This window comes from Lewinellaceae bacterium (assembly GCA_020636105.1).
GTDB lineage: Bacteria > Bacteroidota > Bacteroidia > Chitinophagales > Saprospiraceae > BCD1.
Genome location: JACJYL010000001.1, coordinates 1,660,406 through 1,675,689, shown reverse-complemented (window position 1 = coordinate 1,675,689; position 15,284 = coordinate 1,660,406). Strand labels below are relative to the sequence as shown.

Here is a 15,284-nt window from a genome sequence, read left to right as displayed (position 1 = left end):
TGTTTGCATATTTGTATCGTCAAACAAAAGAAATGGTCAGTAAAAGAATTGACCGAACAAAAATTTGAATATGTACTTGGGATATTAATTTGTGAATAGGAAGTCAGTTTAATGGGGATTAGCTGACTTCCTATTGCAAATATTTACCAGGGATTCTAAAGAAAAAAGATTAAAAGATATATAGGCATTAAGTTGCCCGTTTTCAGTTTTGAAAATGTTCATGGGATTATAATTTGTTATTACTTGAATAAGTCGTACTACCTGGGGAGGATAGTGCGACTTATTTTTTTGCCCCTTATCGTAATATTCGGTGCTTATATTCAGTTATACTATTCCTATCACTATTGAAACAAAAAGAATTATGGGATTATTTTTGTTGATAGTAAGTCGTATTACATCTGTAATACGGCTCTTTTTTTGCACCTTTCCTTGCTGAAAAGGACCTTTTTCTAAATGAATCCGAATATTTTTTTTTGAACGGTGATTGTAAGTGTCAAAAAAAAATGCTTACTTTGCTATAAGAAAAGGAAATTACCCAAAATTCTTTTCAGGCTCCACCGCTGTTTTAATGTTAAAGGAACTTTTAAACCCCTTCCCCTTCTTCCTAAGAAAGTATTTTTTCTTAGGGTTTTTCTATGTTGACATCTGTATTTGGGAATTTAAATTGAATTGATTTAAATTAAAATTCATGTTCAGAAACAAATTTGAGATTGCCCTGGTCGGGGCAGTTCATTGGTTTCCGGGTATGCTTAATTGACCTGACCGATTGTTTTTTGATATTACAAAAGACGGCCTAAACAGGAAATGCAAACGTCAAATAGGAATACATAAATAAGTGACATTGCTTTTCATATGTGGTCTTAATAATCGGTACGTTGGTTTGATATAGAAATATTGCTAACAAACAAATTATACATCCACTATGAAAAGAGTTTTATCCTCTGTCCAAATTTCAAAAAATGTTCCCTGGAGGAAAATGATATTTTTCCCCCTGATCATGTTTTTGTCTTTTCAAATTGTCCATGCACAATTTTCCATTTCATTTAATATTAATGAACCCGATTGTTTTGGCTTGCCCAATGGAAGCGTAACGGCTATTCCAATTGGGGGCACAGCTCCTTTTGTTTATAATTGGAGCACCGGAGCCTCTGGTCAAACCCTTTCAGGGATTCCGGGCGGTACCTATACCGTGACGGTTACCGATGCAACTTTTACTACGGTCAGTCAAAGTGTACAGGTGACTCAACCATCACTGGTGACAGTTACATTTAATGCAGATGAATGTCAAATTCCTTTTTCTGTTACGGTAATTGGCGGCGGTGGCGTTGGTCCTTATACTTACCACTGGAGTACGGGGCAGTCTTCTTCCACCATTTCAAATTTACCGGCCGGAAATTATTGCGTTACGCTTACTGATTCAAACGGTTGTGGTGCAGTAGATTGTATTACCCTCGAAGGGACGCCGTTGTCCGTAGGGGTGGTGGCCAACAGCGTCAATTGTTTTAACGGAAGTGACGGATCTATTACTGCTTTCCCTGCAGGGGGAACTTCGCCTTATTCTTATGCCTGGAGTAATGGAGCTTCAGGCCAATCCATCTCCGGACTGAGTTCGGGAGCTTATACCGTAACTTTGACGGATGCCAACGGTTGTACAGCCAGTGCAACCGGCTTTGTTAGCAATGCTCCGCAAATTATTTTGAATCCGGCAGTTAGCAATCCAATATGTTTGGGAGATAACAATGGTAGCATTACCCTTTCCGTGAGCGGAGGCACTCCTCCTTATGCCTATGTATGGAATACGGGGGCAACCACTTCTTTTTTGAGTAACCTGGGACCAGGGACCTACTCCGTAACGGTAGTTGATGCCCATAACTGCCCCGTTTCCACTCAAATTACCTTAAATAATCAATCCAACCTTAGCGTTGGAGCTCTCGGAACACCGGAAACCTGTGAAGATTTCAACAACGGGTTTCTCACGGCCAACGTTTCAGGAGGGGTGCCACCATACACCTATTTATGGAGCCAGGGATCTACCACCCAGGTAGTCACCGGAGTGGCACCGGGTGTATATAGCCTTATTGTGACCGATGCTGTGGGTTGTTCGGGAAATGCTACGGCCATCGTTAATCCTGCTCCTGATTTCAATATCAATGTTACCGGAGCCAACGTGACTACTTGCGGGGCCGCCGATGGGGTTGCCACGGCAACTATTCTGGCAGGTACCGGGCCTTTTTCTTTCTTATGGAATACAGGAGCGACCACTCAGTCCATTAGCGGATTGACAGGTGGTTTGCTCTACAGTGTAACCGTTACCAATGGCGCTAACTGTGTGCAAACAGGGAGCGTATTCATTACCGTCCCGCCAAATGTTTTTGTAGGAATCAATGCATCTCCTACAGTTTGTGAAGGACAAAATGATGGGGTGGCCACGGCAATTGTCACAGGCGGAACGCCTCCATTTGTTTATACCTGGAGTACTGGTGCTTCTACTGCAACCATTACAGGACTCCCGGCAGGTACCTATTCTGTTTTGGTATCGGATGCCAATGGTTGCCAGGCTTCAGCCAGTGCAACCATCATTGAAGCTCCGGGACTGAATGTTTCCGTCAATGCGACAGAAGTGGTCTGTGGAACTGAAAATATGGGATCCGCAGCCGTTTTAGTCAATGGAGGGATGCAACCTTATTCTTATATGTGGAGTAACGGTTCAACGGGTACATTTGTGGAAAACTTAGAAGAAGGTACTTATAGCATTATCGTTACCGACGCTTTGGGATGTACCGGGGTCGCTGAATTTACCATTCATATTATCGATGATTTCGCTATTTCCGTGGTGCCCAGGGATGTTTTGTGTTTTGGAGGAAATGACGGAAGTATCCTGGTAACCGCTTCGGGGGGACAAGAACCTTATACTTATTCATGGGATAATGGCATGACAGGAATGGAAATTACCAACCTGACAGCTGGCAGTTATACGGTAACGGTAACAGAAGCCAACAGCTGTTCCATTGTTGAAACCATTATCATTAACCAACCGCCTTTACTTACCATTGGAGTCACGGGAACCAATCCTGATTGTTTTGGCGAAAGCTCAGGTACGGCTTCTGCTTTTGCCAACGGGGGAACTATGCCTTACACCTTTAATTGGAGTAATGAAGGAGAAGGACCGGAATTGACGGGCCTTGCTGCCGGTACCTACACGGTTACCATTACTGATGCCAATTTCTGTACCGCCACAGGACAGGTAACCTTGATCAACCCCCTTGAAATGGGACTTACCGTCAGTGCGCCCATCATTGTTTGTGCAGGCACGGCCTCTGGAAGTGCAACGGCCATCCCATCAGGAGGTACTTTACCTTATACCTATGCCTGGTCAAATGGAGGCGTTACCCAAACCATTTCAGGCATTGCTGCCGGTATTTACGGGGTAACCGTAACGGATGCAAAAGGCTGTGAAGTTTCTGCCAATACCATCAGTGTGCAGGAATTACCGGAAATAGAAATCACTTTTAACGTAACGGATATAAGCTGTTCCAACCAGAATGTAGGGATCATCACCGCAATGGTGACCGGAGGTACAGGCCCTTATTCCTACTTATGGAGCAACGGAATGACCACCAGTACTATTTCAGGCCTGGCCGCAGGAACGTATTCACTAACAGTGACTGACGCCAATGGTTGTGAAGGCACTGGAATGACTACTGTTAACCAGACCCCGAATCTTTCTGTGGGGGCCACTTCCACCAATATTACCTGCGCCGGATTCAATAATGGAACCGCAATGGCCATTGTTTCCGGAGGCACTGCGCCTTTTGATTATTCATGGAGTACCGGGGCTGCCACGGCTGCGATCACCGGTTTGGCTCCAGGAACTTATACGGTTGTTGTTACCGACGTCAATGAATGTTCCGGTCAGGCTAGTGTCACCATAACAGCTCCACCAGCCGTCAGCCTTCAAACTTCATTTGCTAATGCTACCTGTGCGGGTAATAATGACGGTTCTGCTTCCGTAACGGCCATGGGGGGAACTCCTCCATACGCCTATTTATGGAGTTCAGGGCAGACTACCGCACAAGCGACCGGATTGGGCGCGGGTACCTATACCATCCAGGTGACTGATGCAAATGATTGTGTGGCAACGGCCATGGTAACGATAAATCAGCCTCCTACATTGACGGTAAACGTTAGTGGAACTACCATGACCTGTCAAGGCAGTTCAACAGGAACGGCTACCGTCGTTGCTGGAGGAGGTACACCACCATACAGTTATTTGTGGAGTAATGGAGTCACGGCCCCTATTGCGACAAACTTAGGAGCAGGCACACATACTGTCGTCGTTACTGACGCGAACAACTGTACGGCCACCGCAAACGTAAGCATAAATAATTTCCCACAGCCGTCCTGTACCGTTGAGGTAGTTCAGGAGGCTTTCATGGGGAATGACGGTATTTTACAGGTAATTCCATCGGGAGGTACAGGGCCTTATACCTATGCCTGGAGTAACGGAGCTTCAACCCAAATCGTTTCCGGGTTGTCAGGAGGAACATATACTGTCGTCGTTACCGATGCAAACGGTTGTAGTACTACTTGTCAGGCCACACTCTTCGGATGGGCTGGTATCGGAAATTATGTATGGGAAGATATTGATAAGGATGGCATTCAGGATGATAATGAACCTCCTGTGGCTAATCTTACGGTGAACTTGAAAGATGAAAATGGTATAGTGATTGCCACTACGACCACTGATGCCAATGGTTTTTATAGCTTCCTCGGGTTGATACCAGGGGTTTATTCTGTTCAGTTTATCGTGGTTTATCCCTGGACATTTACTCTGGCTGACCAGGGAAGTGACGATGCGGTAGATAGTGATGCGGATGCTTCCATGATGGGAATGACGATTAATACCACTTTGGTGAGTGGAGAAATTGATTTCACCTGGGATGCCGGTATTTATGAAATGCCTACGGTAGACGGAACTGACCCTTGTTTCTGTTTGAACAACTCTACCACAGAAGAAGATGGCCAGTTTAGTGAGGAGTTGACCATCTTTAGTTACCCTGGTGAGACCTGGACATTGGTCGATCCGGTAAATTTATTTTTGGTGAATAGTCCTGAGCCCCCTGCGGCTCCTATTCCGGCCACAACGGGAATGGTGTTTCCCGAAGTAGCTCCCGGAGTTTACCAGCTGAAATTCAGATTAGTGGATGATATGCAATATTCCGCTTCATTTTCCAATGGAATAGATCTATTGTCCTTGAGTAATATTTGCAAGTATCCGAATATTAATTTGTTTGAATTACCTCCCGCTAATCTTTGTATTTGGGATGATGATTACGTTTTTCAAGTAAATCCTGATGTTCCCGGGGAAATATTTTTCTTCCTCAACGGAGAACCAATTGACGGGATTGACCCTTACCAGTTGGGAACAGGTGATTATGAACTTGTTGTTCAATTGGTACCTTTTGATGAGGGGGAATGCGAAGCCACCATCAAGGTTCAATTCGTCATTGAAAATGATTGTTCCGCCAAGTTAGGGGATTTTGTATGGTTTGACTCGGATCATGATGGAATACAAGATGCGGGTGAGACCGGTATTCCTGGTGTAAAAGTCATTGTAACCGGAGTTGATGAGGCAGAAAATGATTATATGGATATGACATTTACCGATAATACCGGTATGTATATGTTCCTGGTACCCCCGGGAAGTTATAAAGTCACTTTCGTAGCACCGGCAAACTTGATTCCATCTCCGCAAAATGCAGGCAGCAATGATGCCGTGGATAGCGATATGGATCCGGTTACTTTTATGACCCACGTGACCACATTGGCGCCATATGAGCAGGATTTGACATTAGACGCAGGGTTTTATTCTCCATGTGAAAACATCACAAATCCAGGGCAAATAGGACCTAACCAGTTCATCTGTGGCCCAGGTGTGGATCCCGACCCGATTTTGAGCATTGTAGATGCTTCAGGGGGTGTTGGTGAACTTGAATACCTGTGGATGATGAGCACGGAGCCTATTCCTTTTAATCCTCAAATCTGGTTGCCGATCCCGAATTCGAATGTAGCTTCCTACGATCCCGGACCGCTTTTTGAAACCACTTATTATGCTCGTTGTGCACGTAGGGTAGGTTGCAGCACTTTTATCGAAACTTCCAATGTGATTACCATTGAAGTGGGAAGTGTTGCGGTGGCTCAAATCACGGGTCCCTCCTACATTTGTGAGGATACTCCAACCACTTATTATGCAGTGGGTAATGGCCCGGGCGCGGTTATTCAATGGAGTTTTGGCCCCGGGGCTGTTCCAGCATCCGCTTCGGGAACACCGGTTCAGGTAACTTTCCCTTCTTTCGGAAATTATAACATCCAATTGAATGTTACCGAAAACGGATGTACCTCTACTGACTTCCAGCACATCACGGTGACCAATGATCCTGTTTTATGTGGACAAGGTATGGTGATTGATGCCTCTCCTATGGATGATGCAACCCGGGAAGTAATGGTAAGCTGGCAGATGACCACTTTTACACCGGATTATGTTTACGAAGTGCTTTATTCCCGTGACGGAAATAATTTTGAAGCATTGGGAACGGCCATACCGGATCATGTGACGGGTAATGTTCAGTATTTCGAATACTATACAGTAGCCCCCAAAACAGGGCATAATTACTACCAGGTACATGTGGTGAATCCGACGGATGGCACTGAATTGTATTCTGACATTGCACGGGTTACTTTTGCAGAACTGTCTAACCTCGCTACCGTTTATCCTAACCCGGTAACAGATGAGTTGGTCGTTGAATTGTATGATACCTATAACGAAGAAGTGACCATTCAGCTGATCACTTCAACGGGTATGATGCTTCAATCTGTGAATGTTGAACAGGGTGCCGATTCTCAAACACTGGATTTCCATAATTTACCGGCAGGAACTTACTTCCTGAGATTACGTTACGGAAAAACCGATGTAAAAACCATCAAAGTTTTAAAATACTAGAAATATTGTAGTGACCCGACAAGTTCGGGCGCTACCTTTAGAATGGGATTACATGAACCACCTGCTTAACCGGCAGGTGGTTCTTTTTTTAAGACTCCCTGGCAAGGATGGCCAGCGCGATTTTTATTTTACTGTAATTGATCTGTTCCTCCAGGTATTCATAAATAGGTTTCAAGCCGGGGTCTTCTACATAGGTTTTGGCCTTTTTTACCCGATCTATTTCCTTTGCGGTGATGAGCCGACTGGTATCAATGGCCTCGCCTTCTTCTATGATTTTGGAAAGATGATTCTCGATGGTGGCTTCACTAAGCCCTCTTTTTTCTGCAATATAAGCTATATCATGGCCCTGGTTGAAAAGTTCCAGGGTGAGTAGGGTCGTTGAGCCTGTAAAAGAAGTTGCGTTTTGATTGATGAAATCCCGGATGGCATCAAGGAAAATATCTCCGTATAAGTTGAGCTTTTGCTCGCCCACTCCTGATATTTGCTCCATTTGCATCGTGTTGACCGGATAGGTGGCAGCCATTTCTTCAAGCGTAGCATCGGTGAATACAAGATAGGGAGGCAGCCCTTTTTTGAGGGCAATATCTCGGCGCAACAGCCGCAAAACTTCAAAAAGCTCGTTTCTGGCCCTTTGTCTTTTGGTAGGTTCTTTGGCTTGTCTTTTTTGGTCTTCCTGCATTTTTTTAATGGTTTGGAGATGTACCAGCTCCACTTTTTCTCCATCGAATAACACTTTGTGGCTCGAAGGGGTCAGTTTAACCACGTTGTTTTGATCGGCAGCGATTTCAATAAAACCGAGGTTGAGGATCTGGAGCAGAAAATTTTGCCACTGTGGATAGGGGATTTCCCGCCCGGCTCCATAAGTTTTGATTTGATTGAAGCCTTTTTGGAAGATTTCTTTTTTTCCGCTGCCCCTCAGTACGTCAATGAGCATGCCCATACCGACACTTTCCTTTAACCGGTAAACAGCCGAAAGTGCTTTCTGAACGATCTCCGTACCGTCAATCCGCTGCGGAGGATTTTCACAGACATCACAATTGCCGCAATCGGTGGTCAGGCTTTCATTGAAATAATTGAGCAGTATCCTTCGCCGGCAGGCCTGGGCTTCCGCATATTGGCGCATTCGGTCCAGTTTTGAGAGTTGTATATCCTCGTTTTCGCTGCCGTTTTGGGTGATAATATCCTGAAGCATCATCACATCCGAATAACTGTAAAACAATAAAGCACGTGCATCGGTACCATCCCGCCCGGAACGGCCGATCTCCTGGTAGTAGCCTTCGATATTCTTGGGCATATTGTAATGGATGACCCACCGGACATTTGATTTGTCGATGCCCATACCGAAGGCTATGGTGGCGCAAATAACGGGGATTTCATCTTTGATGAATTCCTCCTGGACCCGGGTGCGTTCGGCAGCGCTTAAGCCGGCATGATAAGGTGCTGCATTGATCCCTGACTGTCGGAGCTTATTGGCTAACTCTTCCGTGCTTTTCCGGCTCAGGCAGTAAAGGATACCTGATTCGCTGGGCCTTTCTTTTATAAACTGGATGATTTGTTCGCGCCTCCGCTGCCCCGGGCGTACTTCCAGCCTGATGTTGGGGCGATCAAAAGAATCGATAAATTGTGCCGCGTCCGGAATGGCGAGTAATTTAATGATATCGTTGCGAGTGATCTTGTCGGCCGTAGCGGTGAGGGCAAGCACCGGAATTTGAGGAAAACGCTTTTTGATAAAACTCAGCATGGTATAATCCGGACGGAAATCATGCCCCCAGGAAGAAATACAATGGGCCTCATCTATGGCAAAAAGGTTGATCTTTACGTTGCTCAACAGGTTATTCATATCCGCAGAGATCATCTTTTCAGGCGACACATAAAGCAGGTCCAGGTTGCCGTTAAAAAAATCATCTTCCACCGATCTTTGTTCTGGCATGCTGAGAGAACTGTTTAAATAAGCAGCTTTCACTCCATTGGCCAGCAGCCCGTCCACCTGGTTTTTCATCAAAGAAATCAGGGGCGAAACCACAATGCCTGTTCCCGGTAATCCAATAGAAGGAATCTGGTAACAGATCGACTTACCTCCTCCGGTAGGCATGAGTACAAGGGCGTCTTTCCCTTCATAAACCGTATCGATAATTTTTTTTTGCAGGGGACGAAACTGATCGTAGCCGAAGTATTTTTTTAATATGTCTTTTGGTGAAGATTGCATGTGCGATGTTTAATTTCATCACAAAGATAAGGAGTGCCGCACGACTATCCGTATAATAGCCGATTAATGTCGTTTGTAAACGGTTGTAGCCGGTTGTAAACGGTTGAGAAGAAGAAAAAGCATGAGGAAGGGGTCAAATCCCAGTTGTAAAACTTTTTGAAATTATTTCTATGGTTGCATTGTTATTGAACGTAAGCGTTGTTCTGTAATTCAATTGATTTTCTTTAGCATATTTTTCCGACCACTTTTGTCGTTGCCATTTTCTGGCTCCTCCTGTGGTGGCTAGTTTCCAAATCGGGAAAGTAAAATTGTAAATTGAAAAACGATAATCCCACATTTCGATAAAAGAAGATAAGATTGGCTTCATTCCTGATGGAGTTAGGATGATTATTTTTCCGCCGGGTTTTAAAACGCGCATGGCTTCGTTCATTAAAATGGTTTTAATGCTGTCGTCAACCAGGAACAGAACGGAACAAAAAGTCACTGCATCAAATTGCTGGCTTGCATACGGAAGCGGCTTTTTGGCCTGTTGATATTCGAACGATACATTTTTGTGTGAAACACTTCTTCGTGCCTCATCTATCATGGCCCTGCTTATGTCGATGCCGGTTATACGTAAACCAGAATCTTTGCTTATCAACATTTGTGGGAGTGTTCCCGGCCCGGTTCCAATGTCTAAAACTAGTTTGTACTCTGGATTGGCCAAAACTGAATCTACCACTGGATAGAGAAATTCAGGATACCATCCGCTTTGGGTTGCTTTTAAAAAAATGGACATATTTTGTACTTTAATTGTGACTATTGTTATATAAATCCTAAAACATACAAACCTACAAACCTACAAACTATATATTTCGTATATTTAGATATGACCAAAAAAATTACTCTTATCCAGAATATTTTTTAAGGTTGTTTTATTCAAAACTGTTTTCATTATGTCTTTAACAATATTAAGTGTCTTTGTTACCCCATTTTTAGGTTCATCAGGTCTTTTGCTTTTAATATCCAGTAATTCCGAAATAATCTTTGCAGTGATATATTTTGTTTCTCCTTGCCTGATTTTATCTGAGATAAAAGCCAGTCCCAGAATTACTTTTGAATATAAAAGAGAACATATATTAACTACATATACATAATGTTTAGTTTACAATATTAAATGCAATTCTTTTATCACCAAAATATTTTAGATATTTTTTTCAAAAAAGTATTAATGCCTACTATTACAATGAATTTTGTTAAAATGACTGCTAGCCGATTGGCTATGAAAATGAAGGCGATTTCGAAGCACAATTTTTCAACTTAAGATGAAGTTGAAATAGATTACCATCCTTGAGAGCTTGTCTAAATTTCCATGATTGAGCGAAAGTGAGCAAATTTTATTCTGATCAAGGCAAAAAACGCAGGCATACCTGGAAGGTAAGGCGAGGCTTTTTAACGCAGAGCAGGATGAAATTTGCCGCTTGCAGCCAATTGATGGAATTTTAGACAAGCTCTGAAACTACTTTTAAGTGCCAATTTATAAACAGACCTTCTACCATTAATACCATGTAACAAAAATAATCTCCTTTGTTTCAATTTTTCAAATCAAACGGGTCTGCAAATAATTGAGCATTATCGCTATCAATTTTCAGTTCTTATTCAATATAATTTGTCCGTTTTGAATACAATATTACTAATTTGCTGATAATTTGCTGATAATTAATGTGGCTAAAAACGCTTCTAATAAACTTAAAGGAACCGCAATATATAAAAGTACCAACGGTAAAACGCCCATATTTCCAACCACCACCCACATTAAGACAAAACCAACAAACCAGGAAAGAAAAGTTGTCTGGATTAATGAAAATTTCCTCGAAATAATGAAAATAGTTATTGCAAAAAGCAAAGACCAAATTCCCCAAAGAGCACCGTTTATTGGTTCAGAAGGAAATGTAAGTCCAAGGTTTTCGTAATGGGTTGTCCAATATCCTTTTCCTAAAAATTCATTCCTCACAAATTCAGATATACTTATCCAGATTGTAGCCAGTAAAATCGGTAAAATTGTTTTTTTGAAAAAGTTCATAATTTTTATTTTGATTAATAATTCTGTTGCTTCTGATTGCCCATAATTCAAGGGAAGTATTATTGATAAGAAATTCTTTTTAATGCAGGTCTTGTAACCGCTTATTTTTCTCGCTTCGTTTGTCAAAACAATTATTGTTTATAAGTTGTAGGAGCTCTTTCTAATTTACTTTTAATGAAAATCAAAGCCGTTTCTTGGTTCTTCATAAATGGAATGTCCTTACCGTCTTTTTCTTTTATTAGTTCAACGGTTTCCGTCAACAAACCTTCTTCGTAATTGTAGTGTTGAGTAATTCTGAATTTGTTATATGGCATAAATTTACTTGCATTTGGAACATACATTGTCAAAACGGATTGACGAAACTCGTTATCTGTTGTTCCCGTTCCATTACCCAATGATGAATTGATTACTGCTTCTACTTTTTGGTCAACCAGATTTTTGTAATCAACTTCAAAATACATAGTCTGGTCTCTGTCGCCCGCCTTGCCATCATAGTCTGGGTGGATACGATGAAGTGATTTAACAGATTTCCAATGCTTATCGTAGCGTTTTTGAACGACGTCAAATTGGTAGTCGTAACTTTCGGCACGTAACCATTGTCCGTTTTCGTATCGGTAGGCCTCACTGATACCATTCCAAATAATGGTGTAGGTATCGTCCAATTCAATGGATTGGTTAAGCGGAACGATTACCTGTTTTGAAGAACGGCAACCTGTCATGATCATTATAGCTATTGCAGTAACAGAAAAAATTACCTCTTTCATTTTGAAACTTTTTTTTAGTGAAATAATTAATTTTATACTGCAAAGTTCCGCTTACAATAAGGGAAAAAAATTGATAAATGTTACAATCATCATTTGCGGGCAATTTTTTTTCTTAGCCGGCTTAAGCTTTCCCTTTCAAGTCCCAGATAGGAAGCAATATGGTAGAGCGGTATTCGGTCGAGAATGTGAGGTTGTTTATTTAGTAAGTCAAGATAGCGTTGTTGACCGTCTAAGAATAAAAAACTTTCAACTCGTTGGGTCGTTAGCTTATACGATTGTTCTGCTATCATTCTGCCAAAGCGTTCCCAATTTTGCGATTGGTTATAAGCATCTTGCAGAGCAGTTAAATTGAATGTTACAATTTCAGCGTCTTCCAGTGCCTGAATGAAATATCGACTTGACTTACTTTGTAAAAAACTGTCATAGTCTGTTACGAATTCATTTTCAAAAGTGAAATGCGTATTGATTTCTTTCCCGTCTGAAAGATAAAAGGTTCTGAAACACCCCTTGTTTACAAACCCTATTTCGTGACAGACCTTTCCTTCGCTCAAAAAATAGTCTTTGGATAGGTAGTTTTTTGTTTTCAGATACGGTTCAAATAATGAACAGTCCTTTTCAGTGAGAAAGGAAACATCTTTCAGGAAGTCCTTGAATATTTTAAAGTCGTCCATTGTCTTTTAGCTATTCAGTTGTGTGCGGTTTAATGTTTCCCATAACGGTTTATGGGATGGTTTTGTACGGGATTACGGGACGATTTCCAAGTTTGCACCGATCTTTTTACGAGTCATAAACCTTCGATAACCACCGAAACTCGCATTTAATAAACCAATCCGCTGGCATTCAATTATTTTGTATCGTTTTTTAATTCTTATTTAACGGGTAATCAATTTTGTCAATATATTTATTTAAAATTTTTCCCATTTGCAATAATATAAAATCCTCGTATCTTTTGCCTACTACCTGAATGCTTATAGGCAACTGTTGTTCACTCAATCCTATTGGGATGGACAAAACGGGGCTTTCAGTTAAAGTAAAAGGTGTTGTATAAGCTTGTGTAGCCATATAGTAATGAATATCAGTATCGTTGACTTTTAAAGGTGTATTATAAATATTAAAGTTACCGTATGATTTACTTGGCTTATGGTGATTAAAAGCTGTTATCGCACTTACCGGACAAATAAAAACATCGTAATCATTCAGGAAATTTTCCATTTCAGTAATCATTTTATCCTGAGTGTTCAGGGCTATCATATACTTTTCTACTGAAGTCGGTTTAACGATATTTTGGTGCATGGGAACATTTTTCAGTACACCTTTTGTGAAAGGTAAGCCCATCCCCTTGGTAAAATTTGAAGTATTATACCCACCTTGCATTCCAACAAAGCTACCCCATGTTTTCCACGCCTGGAAAAAGCCTAATTCAGGTGTAGTCTTCACTACCGTAGCTCCCGCTTTTTCTAATTTATCAACATACTCTTTTATTGCTTTTTTAATTTCATCATCAACGGGTACCTCACCAAATTCATCCGTCCATGCAATTTTTGAACTTTTTATTTCAATCGCATCAGAATGTTCTTTTAATGGGATAAGCCTTCTGTCTTCATTTGTAGTTTGTGCAATGATTTGTAGAGCCAATTCCAGATCATTAATATTCCGGGCTAATGGACCGCCAACAGCAAGTGAATGTAAGCCGTTTACTTTCTCTTTAGGATCTGTTTGAATTCCCCGAATAGAAACAACACCAAATGAGGGTTTAAACCCATACACGCCACAATAAGCCGCAGGAATTCTGATTGAACCAGCCAGGTCATTCCCAAAAGATAATGGTGTCATTCCTGTTGCCAAAGCTGTTGCACAGCCACCACTGCTACCGCCACTGGTTTTGGTTGTATCCCAGGGATTGTTGGTTTTGCCAAAAATAGGATTATCGGCCTGCATATCCATTGCTAATACAGAAAGGTTTGTTTTTCCTATGATTATTGCGCCCTCGGACAAGAGCAATTTTACTATTTCGGCATCCTCTCCAGGCACGTTCTCTTTTAACGAAAGGTATCCGGAAGTAGTTGTCAATCCTTTTGTTTTGTAATTGTCCTTTACGGTAATTGGAACGCCGTGAAGTTTTCCCCAGTACTCACCACTTGCAATAGCTAAATCAGCTTGTTTTGCCTTTTCAAGAGCATTTTCCTTGTTCAATAAAACAATGGCATTGTAGGTTGGATTTTGGTTTTCGATTTGTGCAATAAATGCAGCAACTACTTCAAAAGAGCTTAGTTCTCTGGTTTTTATTTTTTCAGCTAATTCTGTTGCTGAACAAAATATAATTGAATTTTGCGCCATAATTTGTCCGGTAAAAAGGGTTGATAATAAAATTAAATAAACCTGTTTCATCTGAAATGCTTTAAAATAAAATGCAAAATTAGAAACAGATTTATCCAATTTCATTCAACTAGTTTCAGAAATGATTTTTTTTCTGATTTGACTTAAATACTGAGGAGTAATATTAAGGTAGGCTGCAATATGATATTGAGGTGCTCTTTGTAAAATATCAGGACGTGTTTTGAGCAAATTTTTATATCGTTCAGTAGGTGATAAAAAAATCGTATCTCTTAGTTTTGATTCCCAGTTGGTAAATAAATATTCTGCAATTAATCGGCCTGCTCGTTCATAATTCGGGTTTGATTGATATAGCATTTCCAATTCTTCCTTTGAAATAATAAGAAGTTGCGAATCTTCCAATGCTCTGAAGTTTTTATGTGATTCTGTACTGTTGATAAATGCAGGGTAGTCGGCAAGGAAACATCCTTCAAAACAAAAGTCTTCAATAATTTCGTTTCCATCTTTTAGGTAATAGGAATAAAATGCCCCCTTAATTATCAGGGCTATATTTCTACAGGATTCACCTTCAGTTAAGAAAAAACTCCCTTTTTGTATTGTCAATGGTTTTAGTTTTTCCCAAAAACCATTCAGTAAAGATGGAGAAAGATTCAACACCTTATTAATTTCATTAGCTATTTGTTCTGTCATCATTTAGCCTTGTTTACAGGTAGCGTAGTTATATGGGAATATTTTACATTTTTATTTACTTTTTTATCTTCCAGCCCTTCATCCTCCTTCCGACTTTTTATACTCGGGGTAATTCGTCTATTCAAAGTGGGTAAAATTAGAGTAGGTCTAATTTATATTTCTGTTGTTTAAAATCAAAAGTTTTCATTATTTCAAAACGAAAAAGCCAATCAATTTTCGATAAACTTG

8 protein-coding genes are annotated in these 15,284 nt (G+C 41.1%); 1 reads left to right on the top strand and 7 read right to left on the bottom strand.

The features are described 5' to 3' along the window. Window positions 1-922 precede the first annotated feature (922 nt). Window positions 923-7,000: a T9SS type A sorting domain-containing protein gene (locus H6571_06180; GenBank protein MCB9323314.1), complete on the top strand. Its 6,078-nt coding sequence runs from the start codon at window positions 923-925 to the stop codon at window positions 6,998-7,000. A gap of 88 nt (window positions 7,001-7,088) precedes the next feature. Here H6571_06180 and recQ read toward each other — a convergent pair whose 3' ends face one another. The 7 genes from recQ to H6571_06145 form a co-directional block, all read right to left on the bottom strand. Beyond that, window positions 7,089-9,206 (bottom strand): DNA helicase RecQ, encoded by a 2,118-nt coding sequence (recQ, locus tag H6571_06175; protein MCB9323313.1) that lies wholly within the window; start codon window positions 9,204-9,206, stop codon window positions 7,089-7,091. Between the two features lie 133 nt (window positions 9,207-9,339). Further along, window positions 9,340-9,984 carry a class I SAM-dependent methyltransferase gene (locus H6571_06170; GenBank protein MCB9323312.1) on the bottom strand — a complete coding sequence of 215 codons (645 nt, stop codon included), beginning with the start codon at window positions 9,982-9,984 and terminating at the stop codon, window positions 9,340-9,342. A gap of 894 nt (window positions 9,985-10,878) precedes the next feature. Further along, window positions 10,879-11,268, bottom strand: coding sequence for a hypothetical protein (locus tag H6571_06165; protein ID MCB9323311.1), 390 nt, complete (start codon window positions 11,266-11,268; stop codon window positions 10,879-10,881). A 131-nt stretch (window positions 11,269-11,399) separates the two neighbouring features. After that, complete coding sequence (locus H6571_06160; protein ID MCB9323310.1) at window positions 11,400-12,032, bottom strand: hypothetical protein; 633 nt, start codon at window positions 12,030-12,032, stop codon at window positions 11,400-11,402. An 89-nt stretch (window positions 12,033-12,121) separates the two neighbouring features. Next, a complete protein-coding gene (locus H6571_06155) occupies window positions 12,122-12,703 on the bottom strand; it encodes a Crp/Fnr family transcriptional regulator (GenBank protein ID MCB9323309.1) in 582 nt (193 codons plus the stop codon). 190 nt (window positions 12,704-12,893) lie between these two features. Next, on the bottom strand, window positions 12,894-14,474 hold the full coding sequence (locus tag H6571_06150) for an amidase (GenBank protein ID MCB9323308.1): 1,581 nt from the start codon (window positions 14,472-14,474) through the stop codon (window positions 12,894-12,896). Continuing rightward, window positions 14,475-15,059, bottom strand: coding sequence for a Crp/Fnr family transcriptional regulator (locus H6571_06145; protein ID MCB9323307.1), 585 nt, complete (start codon window positions 15,057-15,059; stop codon window positions 14,475-14,477). It lies immediately after the preceding gene. Between the last annotated feature and the right edge of the window lie 225 nt (window positions 15,060-15,284).